Here is a 16,651-nt window from a genome sequence, read left to right on the forward strand (position 1 = left end):
TTGAGCCTGGCTTCGCGCTATTTGAGTAGTGATATGCGAAGGTGTTCTCCAGGCCTACAGGCGCAAATTAAATTTCGTCAGGCGTACGCAGATTGGTGACGGCAATACGTTCACCACGTTTACGCTCGCGCTCAGATTGCATGTTCGCGCGATACACACCCTGATCGCCAACAACCCACGACAGTGGGCGACGCTCTTTACCGATAGACTCCTGCAGCAGCATCAGCGCCTGCATGTAAGCTTCCGGACGTGGCGGACAACCCGGGATGTACACATCCACTGGAATAAACTTATCTACGCCCTGCACGACGGAATAAATGTCGTACATACCGCCAGAGTTTGCACATGCGCCCATGGAAATAACCCATTTAGGCTCCAGCATCTGGTCATAAAGACGCTGAATTACAGGTGCCATCTTAGTAAAGCACGTACCGGCTACCACCATCAGGTCAGCCTGACGTGGGGAAGCACGCAGTACCTCTGCCCCAAAACGCGCAACGTCATGCACCGCAGTGAATGACGTCACCATTTCAACGTAGCAGCAAGAAAGGCCAAAGTTGTATGGCCAGATGGAGTTCTTACGACCCCAGTTGACCATATCGTGCATGGCATGTTCGAGTTTGCCCATGTACACGCTTTTATTGACTTCTTGCTCCAGGGGGTCGGTTACGATCTCCTGTTTTTGCAGGGGGTAACGGTCATTCTCACCGTTAGGATCTATGCGGGTGAGCGTATAATCCATCTTATTGCCTCGCTGTTACTGCTGACGATTAGAGATACTGTTTTCCGGGTTGATGTGTTCACGGCGTGAACGCACAGGTGTCCAGTCCAGCGCGCCGATACGCACCAGATAAACCAGACCGGCCAGTAGCACTAAAATGAAAATTGCGGCCTCGACAAAGCCCACCCAACCACTTTCGCGAATGGAGGTAGACCACGCGAAGAGGTAAAGCGCTTCCACGTCGAAGATGACGAAGAACATGGCTACCAGGTAGAACTTGGCAGACAGGCGTAAGCGAGCGGTACCTACTGAATCAATACCTGATTCGAAAGGTGTGTTTTTGTGCCTTGCGCGGGCGCGACCGCCCAGGAACCAGCCGCCGACTAACATCAGGCAGCACAGGCCAATGGCTACAATAAGAAAGATTGCGAATGCCCAGTGATGAGCGATGACTTCTGTGGATGTTGACATACTCATTGCTTACTCATCAAAAGTGATACCAACGACACTGCTCTTGCTGGCAGATGGGCATCACATCGATTCATGGGGAGGAACAAATAACCTTACACTAACTGTCAGAAATGAGACGTAGACAGCAAAATGATGGGGTTTTTTACTCCTTTCTATAACCTATTGTCAACTTTAACAAAGGTTTCTTCACATTAAATTACATCGAGCGATTCTCATTAACATTTGGTGCCCTTTAACCCTGGTGGGTGCATGACTTTCCGTCAAATGTATGTTGTTGAATCGTGTCCGTTTCGGAAGTAAAAAAAATAACCCTCCTATTTTGACAGGATTTGCCAACGATTCCTCCCCCCAAATAGGAGTATTTTCTTGATCTGAGACACGCTTTTGTTAATTCAACCTGGAAAACGGCAACATATTTCCTGTTTTTTTAACATGAGAGGGATGTGGATGAAGTTAGAACGGAAAACGGACAAGTTTTAAGCAAAAGCATTTAGCTTATTGATAAATAGAGAATATCCTGAAAATCCATGCGCCATAAGCGGGTATTTTTGCTAAAAAAAAGCCACTGCATGTCAAAATCACATGAGTGGCTTTTTTTTACACTTACATTTTGTTACCAGAATTTTGAGCTATCGATCACTCAAAGTCCCCTTCAACGATCAGGGAGTCGTCCCCCCCTTCGGAGGTAACGCGCTCGAACTGCCACGGGTTATGGTAGTTTTCCATCGCCTCGAACACCACTTTGGCCAACTCGTTATGACTGGACGAATTGTGGCAGAGCAGATACTCCGTATCCGGCAGCGCAGGAAGACCATCGGATTTACCCAGAACGCGCAGATCGGGGCTCATCATCTCTACCGGACGGGCCGTTACACCCAGACCGGCCTTCACGGCGGCACGGACCGCTGGCAGCGTGGAAGCCACATACGCCAGACGCCACGGAATGTTGGCCTCATTCAGCGCCGTCAGCACCATATCGCGGAACGGGCTCGGGTCATCCAGTAAGACCAGTGGAACCGGCTCACCTTTTTGCAGCACGTATTCGGCTGCGCAATACCAGTGCGTAGGGGATGTACGCAGCGTCAGGCAATCAAACTGCCCGGGACGATGCGTCGTCACCACCAGGTCGACTTTATTCTCATTTAACATCTCAACCATAAAGGCATTACGCTTTACGCTAACGTCCAGCGCAAGCTTCGGATAAACCGAACTAATTCGATTGAGAAGAAACGGCAATATAGTATCCGCTGACTCATCAGATGCGCCTAACGTTAGCACCCCTTGAAGGTTGCTAAACATTAATGACATACATGCTTCATCATTAAAGCGAAGAATTTTCCTGGCATAACCCAGAAGCTGAATACCGTGTTCCGTTAAGAGCTTATTACGCCCATGACGCGCAAAAAGCTCTTTACCAACCAGTTGCTCCAGCCGCTGCATTTGCTGGCTGACGGCAGACTGAGTTCGGCAAACGGCGGCAGCAGCTGCTGCAAAAGTGTTGAGATCGGCGACCGCAACAAACGTTCTCAGCAGATCGAGGTCGAGATTCATTATCGGACGATTTGCATTTATCATATCAATTCACTTTCAGGTTGCTCGTGCGGAGCTGCCCGGGTTGAAGCTGTGTGTGTACAGTTAAGCAATTCCCTCTGAAGATTTTCCCTCGCATCCCGGCCCGGCAGACTGCCTGACAGATAGTTATTGTGCTGCTTTATATCAACAGTCAGAAAGCACGTTTCATGACGTTATTTTTATTCTCTTAAACGTTCAGGATATTTAGATGTTCGCAGGTTTATGTAAATTACATTAAAGGTGTAACACCTTTTCTGCCATCTTTATCGCAGCGCTGTCAACGTAGCAGGAGATGTTCGACACATTCCAGCCAGAGATAACTCCAACAATAACAATCAATTAATTCGGAAAACCAGTGTCAGATATACAAAAAGCTGGTATCTGACCTCTGCTTTCCTGAAAGACATCTTAACCCAAATCCACTTTATTTATAAGTCTTATTGCAATATTGAGGATTAAAGAAGAATGTTAAGCTTCTAAACTAATTTTATTAGAATTAACTAAAGTTGCATTTTTTAGGTTAATAATAAATAAATTTTAATTTAGATTAAGACCATTCATTAATGGCACTTAACATTAATTTCACATGAGTAACTTTTAGCCACAGCATGCTATTACAGGAACATGTATCAAGCATTCAGGTTTAACGAAATGTCACTCAGGGTGATTGCCACCTTTGTCCTGCTCGCCACTTATTTTTACCAGCACAATATACACAATTCTGACAAATGAATAGCACATTTAACCTAACATAGCACTGTGCGCACAACTTTACGCCAGCATAAAAGCGCACACGCAGCAAAAAAGATTTATCAAAATTTTGCCACCGATACAAAATCTTCTACTGCACACCCTTCAAAACGAAGCGAGGGGGGAGTACATTATTCCGTGCTGACTTCCACGGCAGGGAGTGGCAATAATAGCGAAAAGGTTAAAGGTTCATGTCCCCTATCGAAAAATCCAGCAAGCTAGATAACGTCTGTTATGACATCCGCGGCCCGGTTCTGAAAGAGGCAAAACGCCTTGAAGAAGAAGGCAACAAGGTTCTGAAACTCAACATTGGTAACCCTGCGCCATTTGGTTTTGAAGCGCCGGATGAAATTCTGGTTGATGTGATCCGCAACCTTCCTACTGCACAAGGCTATTGCGATTCAAAAGGACTTTACTCTGCACGTAAAGCCATCATGCAGCACTACCAGGCACGCGGTATGCGTGATGTTACCGTTGAAGACATTTATATCGGCAACGGCGTCTCTGAACTGATCGTGCAGGCGATGCAGGCGCTGCTGAACAGCGGGGACGAAATGCTGGTACCCGCGCCGGATTATCCGCTGTGGACGGCTGCCGTATCACTGTCCAGCGGCAAGGCCGTGCACTATCTGTGCGACGAGTCCTCCGACTGGTTCCCGGACCTCGATGATATTCGCGCGAAAATTACGCCCCGCACGCGCGGGATCGTGATCATTAACCCGAACAACCCGACGGGCGCAGTGTACTCAAAAGAGCTGCTGATGGAGATCGTCGAGCTCGCCCGCCAGCACAACCTAATCATCTTTGCCGACGAAATTTACGACAAGATCCTGTACGACGCGGCACAGCACCATTCAATCGCCGCGCTGGCCCCGGACCTGCTGACCGTCACCTTTAACGGCCTGTCTAAAACCTACCGCGTGGCCGGTTTCCGTCAGGGCTGGATGGTACTGAACGGTCCGAAAAAGCATGCCAAAGGCTATATTGAAGGGCTGGAAATGCTGGCCTCCATGCGTTTATGTGCCAACGTTCCGGCACAGCACGCGATCCAGACGGCGCTCGGCGGCTATCAGAGCATTAGCGAGTTCATCGTTCCCGGTGGTCGCCTGTACGAACAGCGCAACCGCGCGTGGGAGCTGATCAACGATATTCCGGGCGTCTCCTGCGTGAAGCCGAACGGCGCGCTCTATATGTTCCCGAAAATTGACGCGAAGCGCTTCAATATTCACGACGACCAGAAAATGGTGCTCGATTTCCTGCTGCAGGAAAAAGTGCTGCTGGTTCAGGGTACGGCGTTTAACTGGCCGTGGCCGGATCACGTGCGTATCGTGACGCTGCCGCGCGAAGACGATCTCGAAATGGCCATCAGCCGCTTCGGGCGCTTCCTGTCCGGTTATCATCAGTAACGCTGGCTTTCTGCCGGGTGGCGCTGCGCTTACCCGGCCTACAACACCTTCAAATTTGCATCTTCCCTCCCCTCCCCGCACAATGAACGCCTGTCGCAGTGAAGACAAAAGGTAACCTATGAGCCAGAGTCATTTCTTTGCCCACCTCTCCCGCCTGAAACTCATCAACCGCTGGCCGCTGATGCGCAATGTCCGCACGGAAAATGTGTCAGAGCACAGTCTGCAGGTTGCGATGGTCGCTCACGCGCTGGCCGCCATTAAAAACCGCAAATTCAACGGTCAGGTCAATCCAGAGCGCATCGCCCTGCTGGCGATGTACCACGATGCGTCAGAAGTGCTGACCGGCGACCTGCCTACGCCGGTGAAATATTTTAACTCGCAGATTGCGCAGGAATATAAGGCCATCGAGAAGATTGCCCAGCAGAAGCTGATTGACATGGTGCCGGACGAGCTGCGCGACATCTTTGAGCCGCTCATTGATGAGCATCAGTATACGGAAGATGAAAAATCGCTGGTCAAACAGGCCGACGCGCTCTGCGCCTACCTGAAGTGCCTGGAAGAGCTGTCTGCGGGAAATAACGAATTTCTACTGGCAAAAACGCGTCTGGAAAAAACGCTGGAATCCCGCCGCAGCGAAGAGATGGACTACTTTATGCAGGTGTTTGTACCGAGCTTCCATTTATCGCTGGATGAGATTAGCCAGGATTCTCCGTTGTGATTTTTTCGCCGGGTGACGGCTTCGCCTTACCCGGCCTACATTTCTGCGCTCACGCTAAAACGGGAACAGGACCGGTATCAACACCACGCATACCAGCATCACCAGCACGGTGAACGGCACGCCCAGCTTCACGAAATCACTGAACCTGTAATTCCCGGGCCCCAGTACCAGCGTATTCACCGGTGAAGAAACGGGCGTCATAAATGCCGCGGAGGCTGCCATTGCGACCATCATCGCAAAGGGATACGGCGACACGCCCATGGATTTGGCCATCGCCAGCGCAATCGGGGCCATCAGTACCGCCGTTGCGGTATTGGAGATAAACAGACCGATGGTGGCGCACATGATAAACAGACAGACCAGCATCATGTACGGCCCATACCCACCGCCAACGTCCATTAAGCCTTTAACGATCAAATCCACCCCGCCGGTTTTTTGCAGCGCCAGGGCGAAGGGCATCATCCCGACGATGAGAATAATGCTCGGCCAGTGAATGGCTTTATACGCGCTTTCGGCGTCAATGCAGCGGAATTTGCCCATCAACAGGCAGGCGATAATGGCCGCGACCGGATTGGGGATCTCGTCGGTCAGCATCAGCGCCACCATCAGCACCAGACAAAAAATCGCGTGGGGCGCCTGGCTGTGCGCCGGGGAGGCGTCGCTCTCCTCGACAGGCATGTTGAGCACCACAAAATCGCGCCCTTTTTGCCCGAGCTGGCTAATCAGCTTCCAGTTACCGACAACCAGGAAGATATCGCCCAGCAGGATCGGCTCATCCACCACCGCCCCTTCCATCGCCACGCCATCGCGCTTCAGCCCCACGACATTCAGGCCATAGCGGGTTCGGAACCCCATTTCCCGCACGGTTTTACCCAACAGTTCCGATTCCGGGATCAGCGATACTTCGGCCATGCCAACATCCAGCGCCTGATCGGAGAAGTACTCCCCGCGCAGCACCATCGGTTCCAGCAGCTGTTCGCTGCAAAACTCGCGCAGATCCACGTCCGCGGTGGACATATCAATCAGCAGGACGTCCCGCGCGCGGAATTCCGACACTCCGTTGACGTTGACGATCACCCGGCGAAAACGACGCCAGCGCTCTACGCCGATCACGTTCGCGCCATAGCGCTCACGTAGCTTCAGGTCGTCAAGGCGCTGTCCCACCATCGGCGATCCGGGGCGAATAGCCAGGCGGCGCGCGCGCCCGGTGAGGCGGTACTCTTTAATCAGATCGCGGAAGGTGCGTCGCTTCCACCCTTCTTTATTTTTGTCCTGTTTTTCACCTTTCAGGGCAAACCGGGTCAGCAGCATGTAGACCACGCCCATAACCAGAATGACCAGCCCAAGCGGGGTGACGCTGAAAAAACTGAAGCCCTGGAATCCTTCCCGGATAAGCTCGCTGTTGACGACCAGGTTCGGCGGCGTGGCCACCAGCGTCATCATGCCGCTGATCAAACCGGCAAAACTCAGGGGCATCATCAGGCGCGACGGTGAGATCTGCATCCGCATGGAGACGCTCAGCACCACCGGGATAAAGATGGCGACCACGCCCGTTGAGCTCATAAACGCCCCCAGCCCGGCGACGGTCACCATCAGGTAGATCAGCATTTTGGTTTCGCTGCTACCGGCCACCTTGACCAGCCACGACCCCATGATGGTTGCCACGCCGGTACGCACCAGCCCATCACCGATAATAAACAGAGCGGCAATCAGGATAACGTTAGGATCGCTAAACCCGGAGAAGGCTTCCGGCAGCGTGAGCGTACCGCTCAGCACAAACGCGACGATGACAAACAAGGCGACGGCGTCCATGCGCACCTTGCCCGTTGCAAAAAGAAGGATGGCGATTAAAAGCAGGCTCAGGACCCAAATCAGTTCACCGTTCACAACATGTCCTTGTCAGTGGGAGAGGAGAAATTGTGCCATAAAAAAGCCCCAGCAATGTGGGGCTATATCATGTGATTACATTTTTAGCGAGACGGTTACAACCCCGTCAGAGGCTTTCGAAACCGCCAGCGCCGTCAGTGAATCCAGCACAAGGTCTGCCTCCTCCAGGCGGGGGGATCCCGCCGGAACATTCACCGCGATAACGTGGCTTCCGGCGTTTAGCCCGGCCAATACGCCAGCGGCCGCATCTTCTACTACCACACACTCTGCGGGGGCGAGGCCCAGCAGTTCAGCGCCCAGTAAAAACGCATCGGGCTCCGGTTTACCGCGCTTAACGCGCTCCGCCGTGATAAACACTTCCGGCTTCGGTAAACCTGCCGCCTTATGACGGGCGTGGGCGACGGGAATGGAGCCTGAGGTGACGATAGCCCACGGGATCTGCGCTTCGTTCAGATGCTCAAGCAGCTCGCGCGCGCCCGGTAAGGCGGTGATGCCGTCCGTATCCGTGGCTTCAATGTGTTCCAGGTATTTGAACTCCGCCTGAATGTCGTCCTCAGAGCGTCCGGCCAGGAAGTGCCGTAGCGAGGTGATGGCCTGTTTGCCATGGATAAAATTCAGCACGTCCTGATGGTCGATGCCATGTCGGTCAGCCCAATGGCACCATGAACGCTCCACAACCGGCAGCGAATCCACCAGCGTACCGTCCAGATCAAACAGAAAACCTCTACACTGCACACGCACCTCCGTCAGGCATTAATGATTTGTTGAATTTCGTTGCTGCTTAAATGGTACTGGCGCGGACAGGCGTGCCACGCGCTCAGCATACGCTGATATTTATCCCACATTGGGGTCTGCGCGTTGAAGCCGTGGGTGCCCGCGTCAAAGTGGGTATAACGCCCTTCTGTATTCACCATAAAGCGAACATAGCTCAGATAACGCGCTTCCGTTGCGGCATCAAAGCCTAAGAAGGTCACGCGGCGCTCGTCAATGGACTGCTGATCTTTGAGATTCGTCCAGGACACGTGCAGGGCGTGATACATCTCCATAATGTCGATCACGATGCGACAGGTTTCTTCTTTCAGCTCGCCAAACTCGCGGTCCAGTTCGCGCATTTGCAAACCAAAACCGCGTTCTACGATGGTTTGCAGGCGGCTGTAGCGCGCAGCGTTATCGGGATCAAGCATAGTCATCATCTTGTACTGGTTAGACAAAATCAGACGTTGAGCATGGGTCATTTCCATCTTTCGACTCCTGTAGCGCATTGCACTTTAAAAAAAAGACACGGTAACTGATTGTTACTGTGCCTTCTTTTCGTCGTCGTTTCGATGATCAATCACAAGTCATCGAGGAATGTTTTATCCAGTTGCTTAAAAGCGCGCTTTAAGGTGTCCGCCAGCGCCTGGTAATCCGGCTTGCCTTCAACCGGGGCGAGCGCCTGCCCGGCCTCCTCCAGTTTTCCGCGCACTTCATAAAACCAGTGTAAAATAGAAGGGGGAAGCGGGGTAATGGACCGTTTACCTAACCACCACAGGCCCTGCATGGGCAGGCTTAACGCGAAGAGCGCCGTCGCGACGGCAGGACCAAGCTGCCCGCCTAACGCAATCTGCCAGCACAGCGTAAAGACAGCGACAGGCGGCATAAAGCGAATCGCATAGCGCGTGGCGCGGATGGTGCGATTCTCAATGAACATCGGCGCAAGGCGCTTTTCCATTGGCCACGTCTTTGCATAATGCTGTCCCCGACGAAACAGACTAAAGAAATTTACGGACGGGTTCTCTGGTGTCGACATGGCTGTACCTCAACTTCACATATAAAAATTAAAATTTTCGTGCAAAACCACAACAAGCTATGACAACGTTCAAAATATTTTGTCATCTCTACCCCGTATCGGGTATCCTGTGCCAGCCTGATAGGGCCATAGACGAGAATCATTAACTCGTCAAATTATTGCATATTATGCCATTGGCTGAAAATTGTGCAAAATGGCATAAAATCATAGTTATTTCTTTCATCATGCCACAATGTTCGTTTGGCATGATGTTAATCATAAATGTCTGAGTCGTCATGCGTTACGCTGTTAGACTCACTGACGTTTTTTTAGCCACGTATCAATAATAGGTACTTCCATGTCGAGTAAGTTAGTACTGGTTCTGAACTGCGGTAGCTCCTCACTGAAATTCGCCATCATCGATGCGCTCAACGGTGACGAATACCTCTCTGGTTTGGCCGAATGTTTCCATCTGCCTGAAGCACGTATCAAGTGGAAGATGGACGGCAGCAAACAAGAAGCGGCTTTAGGTGCAGGCGCCGCTCACAGTGAAGCGCTGAACTTTATCGTTAACACTATTCTGGCACAAAAACCAGAACTGTCTGCTCAGCTGACTGCGATTGGTCACCGTATCGTCCACGGCGGCGAAAAATACACCAGCTCCGTCGTGATCGACGAATCTGTGATCCAGGGCATCAAGGACTCTGCGTCCTTCGCACCGCTGCACAACCCGGCTCACCTGATCGGTATCGCTGAAGCGCTGAAATCCTTCCCGAATCTGAAAGACAAAAACGTGGCCGTATTCGACACCGCGTTCCATCAGACCATGCCGGAAGAGTCTTACCTCTATGCCCTGCCATACAGCCTGTACAAAGAACACGGCGTACGTCGTTACGGCGCGCACGGCACCAGCCACTTCTATGTGACTCAGGAAGCCGCAAAAGTTCTGAACAAGCCGGTTGAAGAACTGAACATCATCACCTGCCACCTGGGCAACGGTGGTTCTGTTTCTGCTATCCGCAACGGTAAATGTGTTGATACCTCCATGGGTCTGACCCCGCTGGAAGGTCTGGTGATGGGTACCCGTTCCGGTGACATCGACCCGGCGATCATCTTCCACCTGCACGACACCCTGGGCATGAGCGTTGACGACATCAACAAAATGCTGACCAAAGAGTCTGGCCTGCTGGGTCTGACCGAGGTCACCAGCGACTGCCGTTACGTTGAAGACAACTACGCAGAGAAAGAAGACGCTAAACGTGCAATGGACGTTTACTGCCACCGTCTGGCGAAGTACATCGGCTCTTACACTGCGCTGATGGAAGGCCGTCTGGACGCGGTTATCTTCACCGGTGGTATCGGTGAGAACGCGGCAATGGTTCGTGAACTGTCCCTGGGCAAACTGGGCGTTCTGGGCTTCGACGTTGATCACGAGCGTAACCTGGCTGCCCGCTTCGGCAAGTCTGGCTTCATCAACAAAGAAGGAACCCGCCCTGCTCTCGTTATCCCAACTAACGAAGAACTGGTGATTGCGCAAGACGCGCACCGCCTGACTGCCTGATTCCACACCGCCAGCAATGCTGGCGGTGCTGTTTTGTAACCCGCCCAATCGCGGCGGTAACGAAAGAGGATAAACCGTGTCCCGTACTATCATGCTGATCCCTACCGGAACCAGCGTCGGCCTGACCAGCGTCAGCCTTGGCGTTATCCGTGCTATGGAACGCAAAGGCGTTCGTCTGAGCGTCTTTAAGCCTATCTCCCAGCCACGTGCCGGTGGTGATGCGCCAGACCAGACCACCTCCATTGTTCGTAAGAACTCCAATCTGCCAGCGGCTGAACCGCTGAAGATGAGCCACGTTGAATCTCTGCTGTCCAGCAACCAGAAAGACGTGCTGATGGAAGAGATCATCGCCAACTACCATGCTAACGCGCAGGACGCGGAAGTGGTGCTGGTTGAAGGCCTGGTCCCGACGCGCAAACACCAGTTTGCCCAGTCTCTGAACTTTGAAATCGCGAAAACCCTGAACGCAGAGATCGTTTTCGTGATGTCTCAGGGCACCGACACCCCGGAGCAGCTGAACGAGCGTATCGAACTGACGCGCAGCAGCTTCGGCGGTGCCAAAAACACCAACATCACCGGCGTGATCGTGAACAAACTGAACGCACCGGTGGATGAACAGGGCCGCACTCGCCCTGACCTGTCCGAGATCTTCGACGACTCTTCTAAAGCGAAAGTTGTCAAAGTTGACCCGGCTAAGCTGCAGGAATCCAGCCCGCTGCCAGTTCTGGGCGCGGTGCCATGGAGCTTCGATCTGATCGCCACCCGTGCAATCGACATGGCGCGTCACCTGAACGCCACCATCGTTAACGAAGGCGACATCAACACCCGCCGCGTGAAGTCTGTGACCTTCTGTGCGCGTAGCATTCCGCACATGCTGGAACACTTCCGCGCAGGTTCTCTGCTGGTGACCTCCGCAGACCGTCCTGACGTTCTGGTTGCAGCCTGCCTGGCCGCGATGAACGGTGTTGAAATCGGTGCGATCCTGCTGACCGGTGCCTACGAGATGGACCCACGCGTCAGCAAGCTGTGCGAACGCGCGTTCGCCACCGGCCTGCCGGTCTTCATGGTGAACACCAACACCTGGCAGACCTCCCTGAGCCTGCAGAGCTTCAACCTTGAAGTACCGGTTGATGACCACGAGCGTATCGAGAAAGTTCAGGAATACGTTGCGGGCTACATCAACGCAGACTGGATCGAATCCCTGACCGCGACCTCCGAGCGCAGCCGTCGTCTGTCACCTCCTGCATTCCGTTACCAGCTGACCGAGCTGGCGCGTAAAGCAGGCAAACGCGTTGTTCTGCCAGAAGGCGATGAACCACGTACCGTTAAAGCGGCTGCTATCTGTGCAGAGCGCGGCATCGCGACCTGCGTGCTGCTGGGTAACCCGGATGAGATCAACCGCGTTGCGGCGTCTCAGGGCGTTGAGCTGGGCGCTGGCATCGAAATCGTTGACCCGGAAGTGGTTCGCGAAAGCTACGTTGCCCGTCTGGTTGAGCTGCGTAAGAGCAAGGGCATGACCGAAGCCGTTGCGCGCGAACAGCTGGAAGACAACGTGGTGCTGGGCACGCTGATGCTGGAGCAGGACGAAGTTGACGGTCTGGTTTCCGGTGCGGTTCACACCACGGCGAACACCATCCGTCCACCGCTGCAGCTGATCAAAACCGCACCGGGCAGCTCTCTGGTTTCCTCCGTGTTCTTCATGCTGCTGCCTGAACAGGTTTACGTTTACGGCGACTGCGCGATCAACCCGGATCCAACCGCAGAACAGCTGGCCGAAATCGCTATCCAGTCCGCGGACTCTGCGATTGCCTTCGGTATCGAACCTCGCGTAGCGATGCTCTCCTACTCCACCGGTACCTCTGGTGCAGGTAGCGACGTAGAGAAAGTGCGTGAAGCGACCCGTCTGGCGCAGGAAAAACGTCCTGACCTGATGATCGACGGCCCGCTGCAGTACGACGCTGCCGTTATGGCCGACGTTGCGAAATCCAAAGCGCCGAACTCTCCGGTTGCGGGTCGCGCTACCGTGTTCATCTTCCCGGATCTGAACACCGGTAACACCACCTACAAAGCGGTACAGCGTTCTGCAGACCTGATCTCCATCGGGCCAATGCTGCAGGGTATGCGCAAACCTGTGAACGACCTGTCCCGTGGCGCACTGGTTGACGATATCGTCTACACTATCGCGCTGACGGCAATCCAGTCTTCGCAGCAGCAGTAATTGTAAGGTCTTGCCGGATGGCGCTTCGATTATCCGGCCTACAGGACCGTAGGCCCGGTAAGCGTGAGCGCCACCGGGCAACAAAAAGGCGACCACAAAGGGTCGCCTTTTTTATTACAGCAGCTCTCTCGCCGCCGACACAATGTCATGCGCAGTCAGGCCATACTCCTTCTGCAGGAAATCCTGCGTCCCCACCTGACCGTAACGCTCCTTGACGCCCACCCGCCGCATAGGTACCGGGCAGGTTTCCACCAGCACTTCCGCCACCGCCGACCCCAGCCCGTTGTGAATGCTGTGGTTTTCACAGGTCACAATCAGTCCGGTTTTCTCGGCGTAGTTTTTCACCAGCATCCGGTCGATGGGCTTCAGGGTAAACATGTCGATGACCGCCGCGCTTACCCCTTCCTGCTCCAGCTGGCGCGCCGCTTCCAGCGCTTCCGCCACCATGATGCCGTTGGCAATCAGGGTAATATCGGTCCCCTCGCGCAGCACGTTGCCTTTGCCAATGGTAAAGGTTGAGCCCGGGGCATACACGCTCGGCGCCTGCTTACGAATGGTCCGCACCCAGTAGAAGCCTTCGAGGTCGATAAGCTGGCGCAGCACGTCCTCGAACATCACCGCGTCGGTCACCTCCAGCACCACCGAGTGCGCCAGACCGCGTACGATGCCCATATCCTCAAACGACATGTGCGTGCCGCCGTTGTGGCAGGCCGTCACGCCCGCATCCGAGGCAATCACCTTCACGTTGTTGCGCTGATAGTCCAGGGACATAAACAGCTGGTCGAAGCAGCGACGGCTGGCAAACGCGGTAAAAGTGTGCACGAACGGCTTGCGCCCTGTGAGCGACAGCCCCGCCGCCGTCCCTATAACGTTCGCCTCCATAATGCCGCAGTTAATCACGTGCTGCGGATAATCGCGCGCCACGCCGTCCATCGCCATCGAGCTCATCAGGTCGGCTTCCAGAGCGATAATCTCACTGCCAGACTCAATCTGCTTTGCCACGAAGCCCGCGTAGACCTTACGCATCTCAACGGCGTCTTTCTCTCCTGCCGGTGCAACCTTAATCATGTGAAGCCTCCAGTTGGCGAATCGTCTCGTTGAGGGCCGCTTTGCTCTCCGCGGTCAACCGCAGGTGGTGCGAATTGCTGAGCTGCTCCAGGTACGGCACCCCCTGCCCTTTGATGCTGTCGAGGATGACGACTAACGGACGCGCTTCGGCCTCGGGGACCCGCGACGTTACCGCCAGCAGACCCGGAATGTCGTCGCCCTTCACCGTCGCCACGTCAAAGCCAAAGGCGCGGAATTTCCCCTCCAGATCGAACGCGCTGATGATCTCGTCCAGCTCGCCGTCGAGCTGCAGTTTGTTCCAGTCCACGAATACCGTCAGGTTGTTCAGGCGATGGTGGGCGATAAACTGAAACGCCTCCCAGCACTGCCCCTCGTTCAGCTCGCCGTCACCGACGATGCAGAAAACCCGATTCGGTCGCCCCGCCAGCCTGTGCGAGAGCGCCATACCGCCAGCAATGGACATCCCCTGCCCCAGCGAACCGGTGGTGGCGTCCACGCCGCGCGTTTTCAGACGGTCCGGGTGGCTTGGCAGGCGCGTGCCGTTCTGGTTCAGGGTGCTCAGCTCTTCCACCGGGAAGTAGCCTTTGATTGCCAGCGTGCTGTAGAGCGCCGGGCCCGCATGACCTTTCGACAGGACAAAATAGTCTCGCTCCGGCCAGTCCGGATCCGCCGGGTCGATTTTCATCACCGCGCCGTACAGCACGGCCAGGGTTTCGACCACCGACATACTGCCGCCGTAGTGCCCAAAGCCCAGCTGCGTCAGGGATTTTAGCGTCTCAAGACGGATCTGACGCGCGAGTTCGGTTATCTCTTTCTCATTCATGATTTAGCTCCGGTGTTTTCCTGCGCGTTACCGCCGGCAGGTTTGTTTTTCGCGAAGACGTTGTACGCCACCAGCAGCGCGAACAACGCCACAACCAGCCCGGTGATGGCAAGCGGCGACAGGAAGCGCGCCAGGTTGCCGAGGACAATCCCGACCGCGCCGAAGTCGGCGTCCGAGAAGGTGGTGTTGGCAAAGCCAATGGCGCCCAGCACCGGCAGCAGCAGAACCGGCAGGAAGGTGATCAGCAGGCCGTTAGCAAAGGCGCCAATCATTGCCCCGCGACGTCCGCCGGTGGCGTTACCAAACACGCCCGCCGTGGCGCCGGTGAAGAAGTGCGGCACCACGCCCGGGAGGATCAGCACCCAGCTAAACTGACCGCAGATGAACAACCCCACAATCCCGCCGAGGAAGCTGAACAGGAAGCCAATCAGCACCGCGTTTGGCGCATACGGATACACCACCGGGCAGTCCAGCGCAGGACGCGCGTTAGGGACCAGCTTTTCCGAGAAGCCGGTAAAGGCCGGAACGATCTCCGCCAGAATCAGGCGCACGCCCTGCAGGATGATGAACACGCCCGCCGCAAAGGTGATCGCCATGATGATGGCGTAGACCAGGTAGTTCTGGCCGCCGCTGAAGGTGGCCTCCACGTACTCGCGCCCGGCGCTCACCGCCAGGATGAGGTAGATAATCATCATGGTCAGGGAGATGGAGATCGAACTGTCGCGCAGGAAGCTGAGGTTCTTCGGCAGGTTCATCTCTTCGGTTGAGCGGGAGCCTTTGCCGACCTTGCTGCCAATCCAGCCGGACAGCACGTAGCCCAGCGTGCCGAAGTGTCCGAAGGCAATTTCATCGTTGCCGGTAATGCGCTTCATGTAGCGCTGGGCAATCGCCGGGAAGAAGGCCATGATCAGGCCGAGGATCAGCGAGCCGGTAAAGACCAGCCCCACGCCCTCGAAGCCCGCCACCGTCAGGATCACGCCAATCATGCACGCCATATAAAACGTGTGGTGTCCGGTCAGGAAGATGTACTTCAGGCGAGTAAAGCGCGCGACGATAATATTCGCTACCATGCCGAAGGCCATAATCAGCGCGGTCGCTGCGCCGTATTTTTCCAGCGCAATTGACACAATCGCTTCATTGTTTGGAATAATGCCCTGGATCGTAAAGGCGTGCTCAAACATACCGCCCAAAGGATTTAATGACCCCACCAGCACCGTGGCGCCACCGCCCAGTACAATAAAGCCGAGAATGGTTTTAATCGTCCCTTTCACCACGTCCGAAAACGCTTTTTTCTGCGCAACCAGACCAATTAGCGCAATTAAACCGACCAGCACCGAAGGGACTTTTAAAATATCAACAACGAAATTCAGCGTTTCAAGGATAAACATATCCACCTCGCCTTATCAGGGTTATTGTCTGTCGAACCAGGCGCGCAGCTGCGCTTCAAGTTCGTTGATGTCGATGATGTTGTTAATCACCACCAGCTGGCTTTCCGGCACGCTGGCGCTGGCCGCAATGTCCTTTGCCATCACGAAAAGATCGGCTGCGCCCGGCGTGGCCGAAGAGAGATCGGAATGTTCAACCTCAGCCTCAATCTCCAGTTTTTTAAGCACCTTTTTAATATTCATTTCGACCATAAAACTACTGCCCAGGCCGGAGCCGCAAATAGCCATGATTTTCATTGTTGT

The 16,651-nt window shown here is 54.4% G+C and carries 15 protein-coding genes; 4 read left to right on the top strand and 11 right to left on the bottom strand.

What is annotated here, in order from left to right; genetic code table 11:
* Nucleotides 1-67: 67 nt before the first annotated feature.
* The 3 genes from nuoB to lrhA all read right to left on the bottom strand — a co-directional run bounded on the left by nuoB (nucleotide 68) and on the right by lrhA (nucleotide 2,767).
* Complete coding sequence (gene nuoB / locus L370_RS00355; RefSeq protein ID WP_003861482.1) at nucleotides 68-742, bottom strand: NADH-quinone oxidoreductase subunit NuoB; 675 nt, start codon at nucleotides 740-742, stop codon at nucleotides 68-70.
* A 15-nt stretch (nucleotides 743-757) separates the two neighbouring features.
* Nucleotides 758-1,198, bottom strand: coding sequence for an NADH-quinone oxidoreductase subunit NuoA (gene nuoA, locus L370_RS00350; protein ID WP_003861475.1), 441 nt, complete (start codon nucleotides 1,196-1,198; stop codon nucleotides 758-760).
* 630 nt (nucleotides 1,199-1,828) lie between these two features.
* Nucleotides 1,829-2,767 carry a transcriptional regulator LrhA gene (lrhA, locus tag L370_RS00345; RefSeq protein WP_021241557.1) on the bottom strand — a complete coding sequence of 313 codons (939 nt, stop codon included), beginning with the start codon at nucleotides 2,765-2,767 and terminating at the stop codon, nucleotides 1,829-1,831.
* 938 nt (nucleotides 2,768-3,705) lie between these two features.
* Between lrhA and alaA the strand changes: the two genes are divergently transcribed.
* Both alaA and yfbR read left to right on the top strand, forming a co-directional pair.
* Nucleotides 3,706-4,920, top strand: a complete 1,215-nt coding sequence (alaA, locus tag L370_RS00340) for an alanine transaminase AlaA (RefSeq protein ID WP_008500204.1) — start codon at nucleotides 3,706-3,708, stop codon at nucleotides 4,918-4,920.
* Between the two features lie 118 nt (nucleotides 4,921-5,038).
* Nucleotides 5,039-5,638, top strand: a complete 600-nt coding sequence (gene yfbR / locus L370_RS00335; protein ID WP_023312539.1) for a 5'-deoxynucleotidase — start codon at nucleotides 5,039-5,041, stop codon at nucleotides 5,636-5,638.
* A 54-nt stretch (nucleotides 5,639-5,692) separates the two neighbouring features.
* Here the strand turns inward: yfbR and L370_RS00330 are convergent, their stop codons facing one another.
* The 4 genes from L370_RS00330 to yfbV form a co-directional block, all read right to left on the bottom strand.
* Nucleotides 5,693-7,525 carry an SLC13 family permease gene (locus L370_RS00330; RefSeq protein WP_023336406.1) on the bottom strand — a complete coding sequence of 611 codons (1,833 nt, stop codon included), beginning with the start codon at nucleotides 7,523-7,525 and terminating at the stop codon, nucleotides 5,693-5,695.
* A gap of 75 nt (nucleotides 7,526-7,600) precedes the next feature.
* Nucleotides 7,601-8,260, bottom strand: coding sequence for a sugar phosphatase (locus tag L370_RS00325; RefSeq protein WP_023336407.1), 660 nt, complete (start codon nucleotides 8,258-8,260; stop codon nucleotides 7,601-7,603).
* Nucleotides 8,261-8,271: 11 nt separating this feature from the next.
* Complete coding sequence (locus L370_RS00320) at nucleotides 8,272-8,766, bottom strand: YfbU family protein (protein ID WP_008502874.1); 495 nt, start codon at nucleotides 8,764-8,766, stop codon at nucleotides 8,272-8,274.
* Nucleotides 8,767-8,858: 92 nt separating this feature from the next.
* Nucleotides 8,859-9,314 carry a terminus macrodomain insulation protein YfbV gene (gene yfbV / locus L370_RS00315; RefSeq protein ID WP_023312543.1) on the bottom strand — a complete coding sequence of 152 codons (456 nt, stop codon included), beginning with the start codon at nucleotides 9,312-9,314 and terminating at the stop codon, nucleotides 8,859-8,861.
* A 337-nt stretch (nucleotides 9,315-9,651) separates the two neighbouring features.
* Here yfbV and ackA point away from each other — a divergent pair, with 337 nt between their 5' ends.
* Complete coding sequence (gene ackA / locus L370_RS00310; RefSeq protein ID WP_023336408.1) at nucleotides 9,652-10,854, top strand: acetate kinase; 1,203 nt, start codon at nucleotides 9,652-9,654, stop codon at nucleotides 10,852-10,854.
* A 76-nt stretch (nucleotides 10,855-10,930) separates the two neighbouring features.
* The gene (gene pta, locus L370_RS00305) at nucleotides 10,931-13,072 is read left to right on the top strand and encodes a phosphate acetyltransferase (protein ID WP_023336409.1); all 2,142 of its coding nucleotides are present in this window, start codon (nucleotides 10,931-10,933) and stop codon (nucleotides 13,070-13,072) included.
* 114 nt (nucleotides 13,073-13,186) lie between these two features.
* Here pta and L370_RS00300 read toward each other — a convergent pair whose 3' ends face one another.
* From L370_RS00300 to L370_RS00285, 4 genes are read right to left on the bottom strand one after another with little or no spacing between them, the layout of a single operon-like run.
* Complete coding sequence (locus L370_RS00300; RefSeq protein WP_023336410.1) at nucleotides 13,187-14,140, bottom strand: transketolase family protein; 954 nt, start codon at nucleotides 14,138-14,140, stop codon at nucleotides 13,187-13,189.
* A complete protein-coding gene (locus tag L370_RS00295; RefSeq protein WP_023336411.1) occupies nucleotides 14,133-14,963 on the bottom strand; it encodes a transketolase in 831 nt (276 codons plus the stop codon). Before L370_RS00295 ends, L370_RS00300 begins: the two co-directional genes overlap by 8 nt.
* Nucleotides 14,960-16,351 (bottom strand): PTS ascorbate transporter subunit IIC, encoded by a 1,392-nt coding sequence (locus tag L370_RS00290; RefSeq protein ID WP_023336412.1) that lies wholly within the window; start codon nucleotides 16,349-16,351, stop codon nucleotides 14,960-14,962. Before L370_RS00290 ends, L370_RS00295 begins: the two co-directional genes overlap by 4 nt.
* A gap of 21 nt (nucleotides 16,352-16,372) precedes the next feature.
* Nucleotides 16,373-16,645, bottom strand: a complete 273-nt coding sequence (locus L370_RS00285) for a PTS sugar transporter subunit IIB (RefSeq protein ID WP_023336413.1) — start codon at nucleotides 16,643-16,645, stop codon at nucleotides 16,373-16,375.
* Nucleotides 16,646-16,651: the final 6 nt, after the last annotated feature.

The organism is Enterobacter sp. MGH 24 (assembly GCF_000493015.1).
In the GTDB taxonomy this organism is placed as follows: Bacteria; Pseudomonadota; Gammaproteobacteria; order Enterobacterales; family Enterobacteriaceae; genus Enterobacter.